The sequence below is a fragment of the Variovorax sp. PAMC26660 genome (assembly GCF_014302995.1).
In the GTDB taxonomy this organism is placed as follows: Bacteria; Pseudomonadota; Gammaproteobacteria; order Burkholderiales; family Burkholderiaceae_C; genus Variovorax.
In genome coordinates this window covers 2,373,245-2,390,732 of record NZ_CP060295.1, presented here as the reverse complement: position 1 = coordinate 2,390,732, position 17,488 = coordinate 2,373,245, and the positions used below count along the sequence as shown (strand labels likewise).

At 66.9% G+C, this 17,488-nt stretch carries 16 protein-coding genes; 9 read left to right on the top strand and 7 right to left on the bottom strand.

All coding sequences use genetic code 11. From position 1 onward, the window contains the following. Positions 1-127 precede the first annotated feature (127 nt). The 4 genes from H7F35_RS11575 (at position 128) to H7F35_RS11560 (ending at position 11,505) form a co-directional block, all read left to right on the top strand. A complete protein-coding gene (locus tag H7F35_RS11575; RefSeq protein WP_187112997.1) occupies positions 128-6,142 on the top strand; it encodes an alpha-2-macroglobulin in 6,015 nt (2,004 codons plus the stop codon). 10 nt (positions 6,143-6,152) lie between these two features. After that, positions 6,153-7,742: a DKNYY domain-containing protein gene (locus tag H7F35_RS11570; protein ID WP_187112996.1), complete on the top strand. Its 1,590-nt coding sequence runs from the start codon at positions 6,153-6,155 to the stop codon at positions 7,740-7,742. A 16-nt stretch (positions 7,743-7,758) separates the two neighbouring features. Beyond that, on the top strand, positions 7,759-10,077 hold the full coding sequence (gene pbpC / locus H7F35_RS11565; RefSeq protein ID WP_261803608.1) for a penicillin-binding protein 1C: 2,319 nt from the start codon (positions 7,759-7,761) through the stop codon (positions 10,075-10,077). Positions 10,078-10,152: 75 nt separating this feature from the next. After that, complete coding sequence (locus tag H7F35_RS11560; RefSeq protein WP_187112995.1) at positions 10,153-11,505, top strand: esterase-like activity of phytase family protein; 1,353 nt, start codon at positions 10,153-10,155, stop codon at positions 11,503-11,505. A gap of 52 nt (positions 11,506-11,557) precedes the next feature. Here H7F35_RS11560 and H7F35_RS11555 read toward each other — a convergent pair whose 3' ends face one another. Genes H7F35_RS11555 through H7F35_RS11525 form a run of 7 tightly spaced genes read right to left on the bottom strand, consistent with a single transcriptional unit; the run spans position 11,558 to position 14,428 of the window. Then, positions 11,558-12,022 (bottom strand): Mor transcription activator family protein, encoded by a 465-nt coding sequence (locus tag H7F35_RS11555; RefSeq protein WP_261803607.1) that lies wholly within the window; start codon positions 12,020-12,022, stop codon positions 11,558-11,560. Then, complete coding sequence (locus H7F35_RS11550; protein ID WP_187112994.1) at positions 12,019-12,639, bottom strand: DUF3164 family protein; 621 nt, start codon at positions 12,637-12,639, stop codon at positions 12,019-12,021. The genes H7F35_RS11555 and H7F35_RS11550 overlap by 4 nt, the downstream gene beginning before the upstream one ends. Before the next feature lie 11 nt (positions 12,640-12,650). Further along, a complete protein-coding gene (locus H7F35_RS11545; RefSeq protein WP_187112993.1) occupies positions 12,651-13,049 on the bottom strand; it encodes a hypothetical protein in 399 nt (132 codons plus the stop codon). Beyond that, a complete protein-coding gene (locus H7F35_RS11540) occupies positions 13,046-13,453 on the bottom strand; it encodes a hypothetical protein (RefSeq protein WP_187112992.1) in 408 nt (135 codons plus the stop codon). Before H7F35_RS11540 ends, H7F35_RS11545 begins: the two co-directional genes overlap by 4 nt. Continuing rightward, complete coding sequence (locus tag H7F35_RS11535; protein ID WP_187112991.1) at positions 13,450-13,698, bottom strand: hypothetical protein; 249 nt, start codon at positions 13,696-13,698, stop codon at positions 13,450-13,452. Before H7F35_RS11535 ends, H7F35_RS11540 begins: the two co-directional genes overlap by 4 nt. Then, positions 13,698-14,099, bottom strand: a complete 402-nt coding sequence (locus H7F35_RS11530; protein ID WP_187112990.1) for a hypothetical protein — start codon at positions 14,097-14,099, stop codon at positions 13,698-13,700. Before H7F35_RS11530 ends, H7F35_RS11535 begins: the two co-directional genes overlap by 1 nt. Then, a complete protein-coding gene (locus tag H7F35_RS11525) occupies positions 14,099-14,428 on the bottom strand; it encodes a hypothetical protein (RefSeq protein WP_187112989.1) in 330 nt (109 codons plus the stop codon). The genes H7F35_RS11530 and H7F35_RS11525 overlap by 1 nt, the downstream gene beginning before the upstream one ends. Before the next feature lie 83 nt (positions 14,429-14,511). On the opposite strand from H7F35_RS11525, the gene H7F35_RS11520 reads away from it, so the two are divergent. The 5 genes from H7F35_RS11520 (at position 14,512) to H7F35_RS11505 (ending at position 17,449) form a co-directional block, all read left to right on the top strand. Then, positions 14,512-15,234 carry an XRE family transcriptional regulator gene (locus H7F35_RS11520; protein ID WP_187112988.1) on the top strand — a complete coding sequence of 241 codons (723 nt, stop codon included), beginning with the start codon at positions 14,512-14,514 and terminating at the stop codon, positions 15,232-15,234. A gap of 191 nt (positions 15,235-15,425) precedes the next feature. Next, the gene (locus tag H7F35_RS11515) at positions 15,426-15,917 is read left to right on the top strand and encodes a lysozyme (protein ID WP_261803606.1); all 492 of its coding nucleotides are present in this window, start codon (positions 15,426-15,428) and stop codon (positions 15,915-15,917) included. Continuing rightward, on the top strand, positions 15,914-16,567 hold the full coding sequence (locus tag H7F35_RS34750) for a hypothetical protein (protein ID WP_261803605.1): 654 nt from the start codon (positions 15,914-15,916) through the stop codon (positions 16,565-16,567). Before H7F35_RS11515 ends, H7F35_RS34750 begins: the two co-directional genes overlap by 4 nt. Beyond that, entirely contained in the window at positions 16,564-16,833 is a 270-nt protein-coding gene (locus H7F35_RS11510) for a hypothetical protein (protein WP_261803604.1), read from the top strand. The genes H7F35_RS34750 and H7F35_RS11510 overlap by 4 nt, the downstream gene beginning before the upstream one ends. Before the next feature lie 136 nt (positions 16,834-16,969). Further along, on the top strand, positions 16,970-17,449 hold the full coding sequence (locus H7F35_RS11505) for a hypothetical protein (RefSeq protein ID WP_187112986.1): 480 nt from the start codon (positions 16,970-16,972) through the stop codon (positions 17,447-17,449). Positions 17,450-17,488: the final 39 nt, after the last annotated feature.

Here is a 17,488-nt window from a genome sequence, read left to right as displayed (position 1 = left end):
CCCCGGACCACTGAGACAGCCCAGATGCAGCCTGTGCAGTTTTCACGCAGACTTCACACGCAGCGCCATCGCTTCACAGACCGCCAGCAAACTGGCAAGCGCCTACAAAAACATCGGGGGAGCTTCCATGCTTCAAGTTGCCAATCGAAAACTCGCGTCCCTCAGTGACGTGCTCTTCACCGGCCTGGGCCGTGTGCTCGGTTTTCTGCGTCCGCTGGCCCGCGGACTCATCGGCTCCTGGCGACCCCCGGGCTGGCTGCGCATCATCGGCGCCTTCATCCTCTTCGGCCTGCAATGGCTGCAGCAACGCCTCGCGTGGCTGGTGCTGCTCGCGTTGCTGGTACTGGCCGGCTGGGCGGCGAGCCCGCATCTGTTGAAGTGGTGGCACGGCCTCACGCCGGACCGCGTCGAGCCCATCGTCGCCACCGCGAAGCTGGAGCCACCGCAGCGCACGCAGATCGAGAACGACAAGGGACCGAACCCCGTCGTCATCAACTTCACGGCCTCCGTGGCGCCCATCGCGCGCATCGGGCAAGAGGCAACCGGCATCACCATCGAGCCCGCCGTGGCAGGCCGCTGGACCTGGACCAAGCAGAACCGTCTTGAATTCCTGCCCGCGCAGGACTGGCCCATCGGCCAGCCGTACAAGGTGCAGTTCGCCGGCAACGCCCTCGCGCCGCACATCGAGATGGAACTGCGCAAGTACGAGTTCACCTCGCCCGAATTCAACGCGCGCATCGGCGGCGCCGAGTTCTACCAAGACCCCGTGCAGGCCAACGTGCGCCGTGCCCTCTTCCAGATGCGCTTCTCGCACCCCGTCAACACCGCCGAGTTCGAGAAGCGCCTGGTGCTGACCTATGACCAGCCCTGCGGCTCCTCGATCTTCAGCGTGGGCAAGTGCGCCAGCGAGAAGTTCACCGTGAGCTACGACAAGCTGCGCCTTGCCGCCACCATCCAGTCGGAGCCGTTGCCCATTCCCGAGAAAACGCGCCCGGTCGTGCTCAGCCTCGCGGCCGGCGCGGTGGCGCAGAAGGGCGGCCCCGGCCAGCGCGGCGACCTCTCGCGCGCGGTCGACATCCCCGGCCTCTTCAGCCTCGACATCGCCAGCGTCGAGCCCACCATCGTCACCGGCGAGAACGGCGAGCCCGAGCATGTGATGCACGTCACCGCCTCGATGCCGGTGCATGAGCGCGAAATGGCGCGCGTGGTGCAAGCTTGGCTGCTGCCGGTGACGGAAGAAGCCAAGGGCGACCCGGAAGACAAGTTCGACTGGTCCGCCGCTCCCGCCAAGATCACCGACGCCGTGCTGCGCCGTGCGAAAAAGATCAACCTGCAGCCCATCGCCAGCGAGCGCGAAGTGACCGAGATGGTCAGCTTCCGCATGCCCCAGGCCGAAGGCGGCCGTTACCTGCTGGTGCGCGTGGCCAAGGGCCTGAAGACGCCGGGCGGCTACCAGCTCGGCAACGCGCGGCAAGACGTGCTGCTGCTCAAGACCTTCGCGCCCGAACTCACCATCATGAGCCAGGGCTCGCTGCTCGCGCTGTCGGGCGAGCGCAAGCTGCCGATCCTGGTGCGCGACCTGCCGGGCATCCGCCTTGAAATCGGCCGCCTGCTGCCGCAGCAGTTGCAGCACCTGGTCACGCAGACCAACGGCGACTTCGCGCATCCGCAGTTCAACGGCGGCCTGCAGTCGGACGACCTCGTCGACCGCTTCCAGAAAGAGATTCCGCTGAGCATCCCCGCTGGCAAGGCGCACTACGAAACCGTCGACTTCGCCGAGTACCTGCGCAGCGATGTGGCGGACCGGCGCGGCGTCTTCCTGCTCAAGGTGCAGGGCTACGACCCCAAGGCCAAGAAGAAGCCCGAGGGCGATGCCACGCAGGCCCAGTCCGAAGAGGGGCAGCAGCAGGAAGAACAACAGTCCTCCGACGAAGAAGGCAACCCCGAAAGCGGCAACCCCGAAGACCAGAAGGACCAGCGCCTGGTGCTCGTCACCGACCTGGGCATCGTCGCCAAGAAGTCGCTCGACGGCACGCGCGACGTGTTCGTGCAGAGCATCGCCAACGGCCAGCCCGTGGCCGGTGCGCTGGTCGAGGTGTGGGGCCGCAACGGCATGATCGTCGCGTCGCAGGCCACCGATGCCACGGGTGCCGCGAAGCTGCCCAACCTCGCCGGCTACCAGCGCGAGAAGGCGCCCGTGGTGCTGGTCGTGCGCAAGGACGGTGACCTGAGCTTCCTGCCCTTCAACCGCAGCGACCGCACGCTCGACATCTCGCGCTTCGATGTCGGCGGCCTGCGCGCGGCCGGCGTGCCGAACCAGATGACGGCCTATGTGTTCAGCGACCGCGGCATCTACCGCCCCGGCGACACCATGCACATCGCCATGATGGTGAAGGCTGGCAACTGGGGCACCTCGCTGCGCGACCTGCCGCTCGAAGCCGAGATCATCGATGCGCGCGGCCTCAGCGTGCGCCGCGAAAAGCTCAAGCTCGGCCCCGGCGGCGCGGCGGAAATCGCCCACACCACGCAAGACACCTCGCCCACCGGCAACTACACCGTCAACCTCTACCTGCCGCGTGAATCCTCGCCCGGCACGCCCGAGGTCGAAGGCCTGCTGATCGGCAGCACCACCGTGAAGGTGCAGGAGTTCCTGCCCGACCGCACCAAGGTCGTTGCCAAGCTCAGCAGCGAGATCGCCGAAGGCTGGGTCAAGCCCAAGGACCTGAAGGCGCTGATCGATGTGCAGAACCTCTTCGGCACGCCCGCGCCCGACCGCAAGGTCGAAGGCACGCTCACGCTGAGCCCTGGCTTCCCGGTGTTCCGCGCCTTCACCGACTACGCCTTCTTCGATCCGCAACGCGCCACCGAGAAGCAGGTCGACGACCTGGGCAGCGTGCAGACCAGCGCCGACGGCAAGGCCGAGTTCGATCTGCGCCTCTCACGCTTCGACGCCGCCACCTACCAGGTGCACGTGCTGGCCAAGGCCTTCGAGCCCGAGGGCGGCCGCAGCGTCTCTGCCGAGGCCCAGACGCTGGTGAGCGACATGCCCTACCTCGTGGGCGTGAAGGTCGACGGCGACACCAGCTACGTGAGCAAGGGCGCCGCACGCAATGCCACCGTGATCGCCATCGACGCGCAGGCGAAGAAGACAGCGGTGGCCGACCTGAAGATCGAGCGCGTCGAGCGCAAGGTGCTGTCGGTGCTCATCAAGCAGGACAACGGGCTGTACCGCTACGAGTCGCGCAAGAAGGAAATCGTGATCGACGAGAAGCCCTTCGCCATCGTGGCGGGCGGCAACACCGTGGCGCTCAACACCGGCGTGCCCGGCAACTTTGCCTACGTGGTGCGCAACGCCGACGGGCTGGAGCTGAACCGCGTCGAGTACAGCGTGGCGGGCAACGCCAACGTCTCGCGCTCGCTCGACCGCAATGCCGAGCTGCAGCTCACGCTCGACCGCAAGGACTACGAGCCCGGGCAAGAGATCGAGGTGAGCATCCGCGCGCCGTACGTCGGTGCCGGCCTCATCACCATCGAGCGCGACAAGGTCTACGCCCATGCGTGGTTCAAGACCGACAAGACCGCCTCGGTGCAGAAGATCACGCTGCCCAAGGACTTCGAGGGCACCGGCTACATCAACGTGCACTTCGTGCGAGACCCGGCTTCGGACGAGGTCTACATGAGCCCGCTGTCGTACGGCATCGTGCCCTTTGCCACCGCGCTGACCAAGCGCACCGCCAACCTGCAGCTCACCAGCACCGAGCTGGTGAAGCCGGGGCAGACGGTGAAGATGAAGCTCACCAGCGACAAGCCCACGCGCGCCGTGCTGTTCGCGGTGGACGAAGGCATCCTGCAGGTGGCGCGCTACAAGACGCCCGATCCGCTCAAGCACTTCTTCCAGAAGCGCGCGCTCGAAGTCGGCACCTTGCAGACGCTCGACCTGATCCTGCCGGAGTTCAAGAAGCTCATGCAGGGCGCAGCGCCCGGCGGTGACGGTGAAGGCGAACTCGGCAAGCACCTGAACCCGTTCAAGCGCAAGCGCGACAAGCCGGTGGCCTACTGGTCGGGGCTGGTCGACGTGAACGGCAGCCGCGAGTTCAGCTACACCGTGCCCGAGAGCTTCAACGGCAGCCTGCGCGTGATGGCCGTGGCCATCAACGACGAAACCACCGCCGCCAAGAGCACCCGCACCGTGGTGCGCGGCGACATGGTGATATTGCCGAACGCGCCGCTGGCGATGGCGCCCGGCGACACCGTCGAAGTGGGCGTGGGCCTTGCCAACAACATCGCGGGCTCGGGCAAGGAGGCGCCCATCGCGCTCACGCTCACCGCCTCGGGCGGCCTCGAAGTGGTGGGCGACGCCACGCAGACGCTCAAGGTCAACGAGCGCGGCGAAGCCAGCACCAAGTTCAACGTGCGCGCCAAGCCGGGCGAGCAGGCGGTGCTGGGTTCTTCCGCGCTGGTGTTCACATCGACGCACAAGAGCTTCAGCGCGCGCCTGTCGACCGAAGTGAGCGTGCGGCCCGCATCGCCCTTCGTCACGCTGGTGCAGGCCGGCAGCTTCCAGCGCGCGGGCGAGCTGTCGAGCCAGGCCGACCTGTACCCGAACTTCCGCCAGAGCGATGTGGCCGTGTCGGCCGCACCGTGGGCCTTCGCGACCGGCCTCATGCAGTACCTGGAGGCCTACCCGCATGGCTGTACCGAGCAGATCACGAGCCAGACCTTCCCGGCCGTGCTGCTGAGCAGCCGCCCCGAGCTGGTCAAGGAAATGGCACGCGGCCGCACGGCCGAGCAGGGCCCGATGCCCGAGGCGCGCAAGACCTTCGAGCGCTACCTCGTGCAACTGCGCGCACGGCAGACGGCCGACGGCGGCTTCTCGCTGTGGCCCGGTGCCGGCACCGACCCCTTCGCCACGCTCTACGCGGTGCACCTGCTGGTCGAGGCCAAGGACCACAAGCTGCCCGTGCCGCAAGACCTGCTGCAGAAGGCCAACACCTACCTGCAGGGCTGGCTGGGCAGCGGCGACACCACGCTCGACGGCTGGCGCCAGCGCACGCAGGCGGCCTACCTGCTGACGCGCCAGGGCATCATCGCGCCGGCCGCGCTGGCCAACCTGCGCGAAGCCTGGCGCAACAAGCAGACGCAGGGCTGGAGCGACGACCTCGGCGCCGTGTACCTCGCCGCGAGCTACCAGCTCGTGAAGCAGGAACAGGTGGCCAACGAGCTGCTCAACCCGGTGTGGTCCGACCTGCTCACGCGCACCGAGAAGAACACGCGCCGCAACGTCTGGGGCGCCTACTACGACCCGCTGGTGCACGACAGCATGATGCTGCACCTGGTGGCGCGGCACTTCCCCTCGCGTCTGAAGACGCTCAATCCGGCAGTGTGGGAGCGCATGGGCGCGATGGTGCGCGACGGCTGGTACAACAGCCTGTCGTCGGCCTCGATGCTGCTGGCGGTCGATTCGTACTTCGAGGCTGTGGGGCAGAACGTCGAAGGCAAGCTCACGGCGCAGACCGTCAACGCGCAAGGCCAGGCGGCAGCGCTGGCATTGGGCGCGGTCAACCCGATCACGCGCGCCGCGGTGCCGACCGGCACCGCCAAGCTGAAGCTGTCGAACGACAGCGACTTCAACCTCTACTACAGCTGGGCCGAACAGGGCTTCGAGCGCAACGTGCCCGCCACGCCGGTGAACAAGGGCCTCGAGATCTTCCATGAAGTGCTCGATGCCAAGGGCAACCCGGTCACCAAGGTCAAGCTCGGTGAAGAGGTCACGGTGAGGGTGCGCGTGCGCAGCCTGGAACGCGCGCAGCTCAACGACGTGGCGCTGGTCGACCTACTGCCCGGTGGGCTGGAGCCGGTGCTGCAGGCCGTGGGCGACGACGACGATGCCAACGCCGATGCGCCGATCTGGAAAAAGCGCCTGGGTGGCGGCGGCTCGTGGAAGGTGCAGTACGCCGACATCCGCGAAGACCGCGTGGTGTTCTACGGCAGCGTCAACAAGGACCTGCTCGAAGTGACCTACAAGGCGCGCGCCACCAACGTGGGCGACTTCGTGGTGCCGGCGGCGTATGGCGAGGCGATGTACGACCGGCGCGTGTTCTCGCGCTCGGCGGGTGCGCGCTTCCAGGTGGTGGCGAATTGAGGCGCATGGCATGACACGGCTCTTTCTGGCGCTGATGCTCGCGTCGTGGCTGACCGTCGGCTGCGGGCAGGACTCGTGCACCGACACCTTCCATGTCGATGCTGCGCACGGCGAGCGCGACAAGAGCGGCAGCCGCGGCGAGACCAAGCGCTGCGGCGACCACCGCCCGGCGAAGGGCAACTCCAACGCTTACGTGGTTCACGACGGCGCCGTCTATTTCAGGGAGGAGCATTCCTCCGTCAACGGAACCTGCGTGGGGAACTTCGGCAGCTACAGCTCGGCGGGGCGCAGCTTCTGCCCGATGGGCACCACCACCTACACCACCGATATGAACGAGCTGTTTCCGCTGCAGCCCGCGCCTGATGCCCGGTCGTTCCAGTCGGTCTCGCAGGAATACGGCGTCGACAAGGCGCAGCTCTACTACAAGCAGTTCGCGGTGCGGGGTGTCGAGGCACTGCCTGCCAATACGCCGGTGCAACCGGTGATGCAGTCGTACGACGAAGCGGGTCAGGGCCTCCGCACCTCGTCGTATGCGACCTACGGCGCGCATGTCTTCTTCGAGGGTCATCCCGTCGAGGGGGCCGATGCGGAGAGCTTCAAGGTCCTGTTCCTGAGCAACGGCAAGAGCATGCAGACCGACAGCGACGCCTATGTCTTCTACGACTTCGCGCGCGACAAGGCGCGCGTCTACTGGCGCGGCGTTGTGCTGGACGACTCCGATCCTGAAAGCTTCAAGGTTGCTTCTCGGACCTTCGTTCAAGACAGGAAGCACACCTGGCAGGTCTTTTTCGACGACATCGGGCTCGTCTTGCCAAACACGCCGAAGGCACTGGGCGGCGACTACTTCCGCTCGAACTTCACCTCCGCCGCCGGCGTGCCCTACAGCCGGGTGCAATGGCGCGGGAAGCTCAAGGACGACAGGAATCTTTTCTACGCCCTGCCCTTGCCGATGCTGGAAGGCGGCGACTTCACCGTGCTGAAGCCGTCCTGCAAGGCGAAAGACCGGCCCCTGGGAACGCATCCGGAGTTCAACTGCGTGCCGTCCCGGGAAGACGATTCGCTGGAATTCGGGCGCACCGCCACGAAGGCATTTTTCAGGGACCTGGAAGTGCAAGGCGCGGACGCCGCCAGCTTTCAGTTTCTCGAAGTCACGCGCTACGCGGACGGCCGCTTCGCGAAGGCCTACGCCATCGACGCCCATACCTTCTACCGCTTCAGTCGTCGCGACGAGAAGCCCTCGACGGTAGCCCTGCAAGGCCCGGTGGTCGGCACCATCCCCGGCGAATACGGGTGGTTCGACCTGATGGCCGACAGCCAGGACATCTACGACTACACCCTCGCGCAGAGTGCCAGGCTGTGCCGGTATGCAGGCCCGTCGTCGACGAGCGGCCTGAAGGTTGTGGGTCCGAGGGACGGGACGGGCGACCAGCCCTTCATCGTCCTGGCGAACGACAAGTACCGGTATGTGTTCTATCGCTCGCAGCCCAGCGTCACGCCGAACCGCAGCCATGTCGTCGAAGTGGCGACGGGCAAGCGCTTCTACATGTACGAACAGACGGGCGATGACGCCCACCCCTGCGGCCCGATGGCCGCGAGCTGAGCACACAGGGCGCGCCGTGGCCTCCAGAACAAAGCGCATCGCAGCACTCGCGGGCCGGGCCTTGCTCGCGCTGGCCGTGCTGCTGGCGCTGCTGCGCTTCTGGCCGCACGCGCCACTGAGCGAGACGGTCGGCAGCTCGCGCGCCGTGTACGCACAAGGCGGTGAACTGCTGCGCCTCACGCTCGCGGGCGACGAGCAATATCGGCTGTGGGTGCCGCTCGATCGCATCTCGCCCACGCTGGTCGATGCGGTGCTGCTCTATGAAGACCGGCGCTTCTACGCGCACCCAGGCGTCAACCCCGCCGCGCTGGCGCGCAGCGCCTGGCGCATTGCCAGCGGCGAGCGCCGCCAGGGCGGCTCGACGCTCACCATGCAGCTCGCGCGCCGCGTCTACGGCATCGACAGCCGCACGGCGACCGGCAAGGTCGCGCAGATCGGCGCGGCGCTGTGGCTCGAAGCGCGCTTCGGCAAGCGTCAGATATTGGAGGCGTACCTCAACACCGCGCCCTATGGCGGCAACATCGAAGGCGTGCAGGCCGCGAGCCTGATCTACTTTCGCAAGGACGCCGCCAAGCTCAGCCTGCCCGAGGCGCTGACGCTCGCGGTGATTCCGCAGAACCCCATCAAGCGCATCGCGGAGCGCGGCCGCAATGCCGAGCTGCAATCGGCGCGCGAACGCCTGTGGGCGCTGTGGGCCGAGCGCGACCCGGCCGCGAAGCAGCATGCGCCCGATGCGCAGCTCGCGCTGTCGGCGCAGTCGCGCGGCAGCCTGCCCTTTCTCGCGCCGCACGCCACCGACATGCTGCTCGCACAGGAGCGCGGCGTGCTGGAAGTGCGCACCACCCTCGACCTGCGCATGCAGGCCACGCTCGAACGCGTGATGGGCCAGTACCTGCGCACGCATGCCGACGTGGGCATGACCAACGCGAGTGCCCTGCTGCTCGATGCCTCGACCATGCAGGTGCGCGCGATGATCGGCTCGGCCGACTTTCGCAACGATGCCATCGCGGGACAGGTCAATGGTGTGCTGGCCAAGCGCTCGCCGGGCTCCACGCTCAAGCCCTTCATCTATGCGCTCGCGCTCGACCAGGGGCTGCTGCATCCGAAGACCATGCTGAAGGACGCGCCGACTTCCTTCGGCCCCTACACGCCGGAGAACTTCGACCATCGCTTCGCGGGGCCCTTGTCGGCGCAGGATGCGTTGATCCGCAGCCGCAACATTCCGGCTGTGTCCGTGGCGGCGAAGCTCTCGAAGCCGGGGCTCTACGACTTCATGCGGCTCGCCGGTGTGCAGAAGCTGCAGAGCGAATCGCACTACGGCCTGGCACTGGTGCTGGGTGGTGGCGAGGTCACGCCCGAAGAGCTTGCAGGCCTTTACGCCACGCTGGCCAATGGCGGCGTCTCGCAGCCGATCCGTTACACGCAGCCCGCGCCTGACGAGCAGCCCGTGCAGCCACTGCGCCTGCTGAGCGAAGAGGCATCGTTCATCACGCTCGACATGCTGCGCCACACGCCGCGCCCCGACACGACGCTGCCCGCGCGCCCCGCCATCGCATGGAAGACGGGCACCTCATGGGGCTTTCGCGATGCGTGGACTGCTGGCGTGTTCGGTCGCCATGTGCTGGTGGTGTGGGTCGGCAATTTCGATGGCAGCAGCAATCCCGCGCTGGTGGGCGTCGATGCGGCCGCGCCGCTGTTCCTGCGCATGGTCGACGCGCTGCGTGCCGAGCGGCTCGACCCGGGCGAGGTCGCGACGCGGCAGCCACCCGACCTGCGGCAGGTCGAGGTCTGCGCCGCCACCGGTGGCCTGCCCGATGCGCTGTGTCCGGTGCGCACCACCACCTGGTTCATCGCCGGCAAGTCGCCGATCCAGGTCAGCAATTTGCACCGCGCGGTGTGGGTCGATGAAACGACGGGCAAGGTGGTCTGCGGTCCGCAGCCGAATGCGCGGCAGCAGGTGGTGGAGCAATGGGGCAGCGACATGCGCCGCCTGTTCCGCCAGGCCGGCCTGCCGCGCGCGAGCGCACCGGCCGATGGCTGCGAGAAAGACGGTGCCCCCGAGAGCGCGCCGCTCATCACTTCCCCGCTGCGCGGCGTGCGGCACACGCTGCGCGTGAAGAAGCCCGAGCCCCTGGTGTTGCGCGCCGAGGCCGCGGCGGGCACGCAGACGATCTACTGGTTCGCCGACGATGCACTCATCGGCCGCGCCGCGCCGGGCGAAGGCATCACCTGGATGCCCGACCTTGCGGACTCGGGCCGGCGCTATGTGCTGCGCGCGGTCGATGACCAAGGGCGTGCCGAGTCACGCGAAGTGACGGTCGACATCGCACCTTGACTTGAAAGGATGTCACGCACGCGTCATGCCTGCCCGGCATGGTCACGCGTTTTGTACTTGAAGACTTTCTCGCTCATGACGCGCCTTGCTTCCCTCTCTTTCATCGCCCTTGCCGCCGCGCTCGCATGTGGCAGCGTGACGGCCCAGACCGCCTTCCCCTCCACGCTCGCCGGCCACGCCGTACTGCCTGCGCAGAGCTTCGTGGCTGCACCGAAGGACGCACCCGCCGACCTGCAGGTCAGCGGCAAGTTCACGACGGCCAGGCGCGTCGAGGCGCTGGGCAGCGTCGAAGGCCTCTCGGCCGGCCGTGGCACGGGCATCTCGGTGCCTTTCAAGGGGCAGCCGCTGCAGGGCCACTCGGGCATCAAGAAGATGGACGACGGCAGCTTCTGGGTGCTCACCGACAACGGTGCGGGCACCAAGGCCAACTCGCCCGACTTCATGCTCTACCTGAACCACTACAAGGTGGACTTCAAGAGCGGCAAGTTCAATCGCCTGAACACCATCTTCCTGCACGACCCCGACAAGAAGGTGCCCTTTCGCATCGTTCACGAAGGCACCAAGCAGCGCTACCTGACGGGCTCGGACTTCGACCCCGAGAGCTTCCAGTTTGCCGGCGGCGCGCTGTGGATCGGCGAAGAGTTCGGACCCTTCCTGATCAAGGCCGACCTCAAGGGCAAGGTGCTCGCGGTGTTCGACACGCTGGTCGACGGCAAGGCCGTGCGCTCGCCCGACCATCCGGCCGTGACCACACCGGGCGCACCGGGCGGCGCTGTCGATTTCCAGATCAAGCGCTCCAAGGGCTTCGAGGGCATGGCCGCGTCGAAGGACGGCAGCAAGCTCTATGCGCTGCTCGAAGGCCCGGTGTGGAACGCCGAGGCCAAGGACTACGAACGCGTCGAAGGCAAGGAAGCCCTGCGCGTGCTGGAGTTCGACGTGGCCACCGAGAAGTGGACCGGCCGCCATTGGAAATACGTGCTCGAAGCCAACGGCAACGCCATCGGCGACTTCAACATGATCGACGACACCACCGGTTTGATCATCGAGCGTGACAACGGCGAAGGCACCAGCGACAAGGCCTGCCCCGAAGGCCAGAAGCGCACTGACTGCTTCCACGACATCGCCAAGTTCAAGCGCGTCTACAAGGTCGAGCTGACCGATGCGAACGTGGGCGGGCCGGTGCGCAAGATCGGCTACATCGACCTGCTGAACATCGCCGATCCGAACAAGCTCGCGCGCAAGCCGCTGAACGACGGTGTGCTCAAGTTCCCGTTCTTCACCATCGAGAACGTCGACGTGGTCGATGCCACGCACATCGTGGTCGGCAACGACAACAACCTGCCCTTCTCCAGCAGCCGCGAGCCGAACAAGGCGGACGACAACGAGCTGGTGCTGCTCGAAGCGGGTGCGTTGCTGCAGGCCAAGTAAGAGGCGAGCCGCAAAAAAAAAGCCGGGCCCGAGCGGGCCCGGCTTTTTCAATTCAGAACGCGATGTCCGCGACGATGCGCGCCACCTGCCTCTCGACCAGGTGGTGCTCCGCCGCCAGCGCGCGCACCGACTTGCCGCAGCTGAAGTCCGTGCGGATCTGCTCGTTGCGAATGGCGTCGAAGGCACGCTGCGCCTTCGGCAGCACGAAGCGAAGGCCGGTGCCGTCGATGGCGTACTCCGCGCTCAGCGCACGCAGCTTGTCGAAGCCGATCAGCCCCGCGAACGGATGGTCCGGCGCGGGGTGTGCCGGAATGTAGATCCGCAGGCCGCCGTAGCGCTCGATCAGGCGCAAGGTGGCGGGCAGCCCGATCAGCCGCACGAACTCGCGCAGCCGGGGCGGCAGCAGTTCGTTGGCCAGCACGGTGACGGCTTGCCGCAGGCCGTTGCCTCGAGGGGGCGACGGCGCAATGCCGTGCGACGAAAACGGCGCCGTGCCGATGAGTTCCGGCGTGTTCATACGGCCGCCACGTCGAGGTTGATGGGCGCGTACTCGCCCGTGGCGTCGTCGCGCTCGTAGAAGCGGATGTACGGCTTGGTGCTCGCGACTTTCATGCTGTCGCCGATCGCCTTCATGGCCTGCTGCCACTTCTCGTCGGCGATGTCGTGGCGGCGCAGGCCGAGCACGCGGGCGGTGCTGATCTTGCCTTGCTGGTCGACCTGGAAGGCGTCGTTCACCAGCACCTTGATGTTGGCGTTGCTGCCTTTGCTCCAGCCCTGGATGCATTCGTCGATCAGCGCCTTGGCGGCCTGCAGTCGCTCGTCGAAAGTCACGGTGTCCTGCATGCGGCGCTCGACCTTGTGTTTGCCGTCGAAGCTCAGCAGCGTGACGTTGCCCTTCTTGCCGCCCTTCTTCACGTCGTAGGCCGCCAGGCTGCGCTCGATGAACTCGTGCACCGCATTCATGGCCGCCAGCTTGAAGCCGATCAGCGCCGCGCTCTGCTTGCGTGCCTGCTCGCAGAGTTCGCTGACGACGGCGTGGCGGTCCTTGTCGATCGGCTTGATCTTCGACACCGGGATCAGCGCGTCGTTGGCGTCTTTCCAGTAACCGGGGTGGTGTGCGATGGCTTCTTGCATGGTGTGTCCTCTCAGGCGTTGACGGTGTCGGTGGGGTTGGTGCTGCTGCTGCTGCTGTCGGAAAGCGCGAGCTGCCCGAGCAGCGCGGGCATGGAGACCTGGCGCATGCGGCTTTCGATCAGCAGGCCGGAGACGGCGCGGCCGCGCAGGTAGCGGCAGGTCTCGTCCAGCTCGGCGGCGCTGGCGGCCATGAAGTAGCCGGTGTCGGGCTTGCCGCAGATCTGCTCGCCCTGCAGCCGCAGCGCCGAGACGAACTCGCGCACGCGGCGCTCCAGCGCCGGAGCCGGTGTTGTCTGGCCTGTGATGCGCGCGACGAGGTCGCGCACGTGGATGCCGTTGTCGCGGCCCAGGCGCGTTTGCAGTTCGGCCAGAACCCGGGCGGCGGTGATGGAGGGCGTGCCGCTGCTCATCGCGAAGTGCCCCAGTAGCCGCTGCGGTGGCCGAGCAGCAGGCTCGGGATGCGGGCGAAGTCCATCGCGCCGGGGCGCACGACCGTGGTGGTTTCGGGCGTGTAGACGCTGGTATCGAGTCGCAGCACCTGGCGCGCCGCCGCGATGCGCGCGGGCAGCGGGCCGGGGCCCTGCTTCCAGCGCGGCTGGCCGCCGACGGTCACGCGATGGACGTGTCCGCAGTCGGCCAGTTTGGCCAACTGCTGCCGCAGCGCAGCGCGACCGGCCTCGGGCTGGTAGCCATCGACGCACGCGGCCAGCATGCCTTCGAGCTCCTTCGCGGATGCGGCCTCGTGCGCTTCGAGATGCGTGGCGACGGCGCGTTGCACCTGGCCTGCCAGTTGGGAATCGGATGTCGTGTTCATGCGTCGGCCTTCTCGTTCGTTGCGGGGCTGCCGAAGGTGTCGAGCACCCGGCGAGCGATGCGGTCGGTGCGGGCCTTGCCGGCGCCGTACTTGCCGCTGCCGTTGAGCACCTGGCTCACGGCGGCGGGGCTCAGGTGCAACTGCGCTGCGACCTCGGAGCGCCGGCGTTCGATGCAGGCGTTGCGGAGCAAGGCGAACCAGGGCTCGCTCATATAAGAGGGGCACGGTGCAGGCGCGCTGGTCATCAAACACCTCCACGCGATGTCAGTGGCACTGGCGGCGTGGCGCCGATGTCGCGCAACAGCGCGTAGCGCTTCAGGCCGTCCACGCGCCGGGCGTCGACACGCACGGCCTGCGGGCATTGCCGCGACCAGGACAGCATCAGCGCGCCGGCCTGGCGGCGGCCCAGCGCGAGGTCGTCGTCGGTATCGGCCAGCAGCAGGGCCGCGGCTTCGTCGGCCGTGAGCGCGCGGCGAATGCGCAGCAGGTTCCACAGGCGGGTGGCGAAAGGGTCCGCGGTGCGCACGACCGCGTCGGGTGCGGCCGTGGGCGCAGTCGTTTCGCCCTGTGCCGCTTCGGCGCGGCGGTCTGCCAGCGCCGTCAGCGCCTTGGCGACGAACCATTCGGATGTCGTTGTGTTTTCCATCACGCGCCTCCTGCCCGGCGCGCGGGGCCTTCGGTTTTGACTGAGCCTTTTTTCACGGTAGATCTCTCCTCGCTTGTGGCACTGCTCGGTTCACTGGCTTGCCCGGTGAGGGGTGCAACCTTTGCAACCCGCGGACGGTTCAGAACTTCGTTGATATGCGCGTATTTGTGTTCTTTTGCCAACTTGGACAGGTTGGTACCACTCATCTCCAGTGCTTCTTTAACCTGAGTGGGGTGCCAATTCGTCAAAATATCTTGTTTTGTGTTGATGGCTCTGATTATGCACACAAATAAGGTTTTCACAATCAAGAGAAACATGAAAACCAACATTTACACGTTCTTCGACATACAGCGGGTTGTAAAAAGACCTCTATATGTCTAGGATGTGCGCGTTCGCACAAATCAAAGTTATCGTGACGTCGCAAATCAACACTCCACCCGACGACACCCAAGTGAAGGCTCGCGTCGGCGAGCTGGCCCTCGCGCAAGGCGCGCGGGTGCGCGATCTGCGCAAGCAGAAGGGGCTCACCATCGATGACCTCGCCCAGCGCAGCGGCCTGCACTTCAATACGGTGGGCCGCATCGAGCGCGGCGTGAGCGATGCCAGCCTCGAGCAGCTGTACGTGATGGCGCTGGCGCTGGGGGTCGATCCTTCCGAGCTCAACCCGTTTCAGTCCGCCAACCCGCCGAGCCAGTTGTCGAGCGGGCTGGACGACGAGGTCTTCGTGCTGGTCGAGTTGCTCGACGTGCGCGTCAGCGCCGGCAACGGCGCCATCAACGGTTCGCAGGAACACATGGGCCGCTTCGCGTTCAGCCGTTCATGGATGGCGCGCAAGGGTGTGAAGCCGGCGCATGCGCGCATCGTCCACGCGCGCGGCGACTCGATGGCCGACAAGATCAACAACGGCGACATCCTGCTGGTCGACACCGCCACCAAGTCGCTCGACCAGGACGGCGTGTACGTCATCCAGCTCGACGGCCACGACTACGTGAAGGTGCTGCAGCGCGACTTCTCCACCGGCGGGTTGCAGATCATCAGCTACAACCCCGCGTACAAGCCGCAGGTGCTGAGCGCCGACCAGGCGTCGGAGCTGCACATCAGCGGCCGGGTCGTCTGGCACGGCGGCGAAATCTGAGGCGTCGCGACAGGCGACGCAATGCAGGGCGCAGCGCGCCCTGAAACAAAGGGGGCCGGCTCATGTCGGCCTCAGTCTTTTGAGCCCCTCGCCCGACCATTCGGGTCATGGGCAAAGACACTTTTCGAACCGTTCTTTTTAACCGGCGGCGCACGCGTGAGCGGGGCCAGGCGCCGCGGCAATTGCTGGCCGTGCTCGCACTCAGCGCGGCGGGGCTGATCGGCATCGTTGCGCGCGAGGGCTACAGCGACAAGGCCTACCCCGACCCGGTGCATGGCACGGCCGTGCCGACCATCGGCTTCGGCACCACCGGCGGTGTGCGCATGGGCGACACCACCACGCCCGTGCCCGCGTTGCAGCGCGCATTGCGCGACGTGCAGACCTACGAGAGCGAACTCAAGCAATGCGTGAAGGTGCCGCTGCACCAGCACGAGTACGACGCGTACGTGAGCCTGGCCTACAACATCGGCGCGTTCAACTTCTGCACCGGCGGCCAGAAGGGCCGCACGTCGGTGCTGGTGCAGCGGCTCAACGCCGGTGACTACGCGGGCGCGTGCAACGCCATTCTCGGCTGGAAGTACGTGGGCAAGACCGACTGCTCGGCGCCTGGCAACAAGACCTGTGCCGGCATCTGGAAAGACCGCCTCAAGCTGCACGCGCAGTGCATGGGGAACGCGCCATGAACCTCCTCATGGGCAAGGCCTGGGCCGGCCTGATCGCCGTCGTCCTGACGGTGTTGCTGCTCGCGGTTTGCGGCCTCGCGATCCACGACGCCGGCCGCATGAAAGAGCGCGCCGACTGGCAGCAGAAGGAAGCGCAGCGCGCAACGCAGTTCGCGCAAGACCTGCAGGCCGAGTACGAGCGCGGTCGCGCCGCATCGGCGCAGTACCAGCTCGGCGCGAGCGCCCTGCAAGCCAGCTACCTCTCCCTCGAAGGCCCGTCCCATGATCTACGTCAGCGCGTTTCTCTTGTCCTTCCTCCTGCTGTTCCTGATCGCCGCGCTCAGCGGCCTGCCGGTCCTGCGCGGGCTGCAGCGCCCGGACCGCATGCGGATGCTGCGCCGCCTGGCGACGCACAGCGCGACGCTGTCGGCAGCCCTCATCGCCTCAGCCTTGCTGCTGTCTGGCTGTGGAACAGCGCCCTTGCGGGCACCGACACACCCGCAGGTGCCTGCGGACTTGCTGACACCTCCAGCGAAGCCTGTGCTGCTGATGCCGGCCTCACGGTCGACGACGCCTGGACCAACCACGACATCAACGCCAGGTCATGCGCCGCAGACCGGCTCCGGCACCGCGCGCTGATCGAGTTCCTTACAGAAAGACCCGCCCCATGAGCGACCCCCACGAACGCACGCAGGAGCTGTTGCTGCTCGGCCAGATCCACGGCCTGGTGCAGGCCCTGAAGGACGGACAGGACCGGCAGAACCGCCGCATGGACGGCTTCGACACCCGCTTCGACGCACTCGACGGCCGGCTGCGTTCGGTCGAGCAGCGCGCCGCGGTGTTCGGCGCCGCATCGGGCGGCGCGATGGCCATCGGCACGGCGCTGCTCGCCGAGGCCGTCAAGCAGTGGTTTCGCAACGGGCCCGGCGTCAATTGATGCGAGGGGCCGGCAGATGTCGGCCTCAGCCATTCGGGCCCTCGCCGCGACAGTTCATACACCAACCAACGAAGCGATCGATGTACTTCTCCAACAGCAAGCGCCGGTCCTCACACACACTGAACGGAGCCCAGGCATGAGCCGTCTCGACACCCTTCGCAGCGCCATCGTGCAAACGCTGAACACCGTGCCGCAGATCGGCCGCGTTCACGACCGCGAGCGTTCCCTGGTCGACGAAGTCGCGCTGCGCGCGCTCTACCTCTACGACCTGCCGGCCGGTGGCCAGCAACTGCGTGGCTGGTGGCTGCGCCGCGCCGCCACCGAAGAGCGCAGCGTCAACAGCGGCCGCACGATGAGCGTCGACACCTGGACCGTGCAAGGCTATCTCGCGCTCGACGACGCCGCCGCTTCGGAGCGCGTGTTCGACGCCCTTGTCGAAGACATCCGCGACGCCGTGCGCGCCGACCCCACCTTCGGCGGCGCATGTGCCTCCGGCCCGCTCACCGACGACAAGCGCACCGACGGCGTGCAGGTCGACGGCACCGGCCTCGTCACTTTTTGCGGTGTGCGCTGTCACGGCGTTGCACTGCAGTTGCGGACCTGGCGCTACCTCTGACTGCCGCGAGCAGATCTTTCGTTTTTTCTTTCTTTCGAC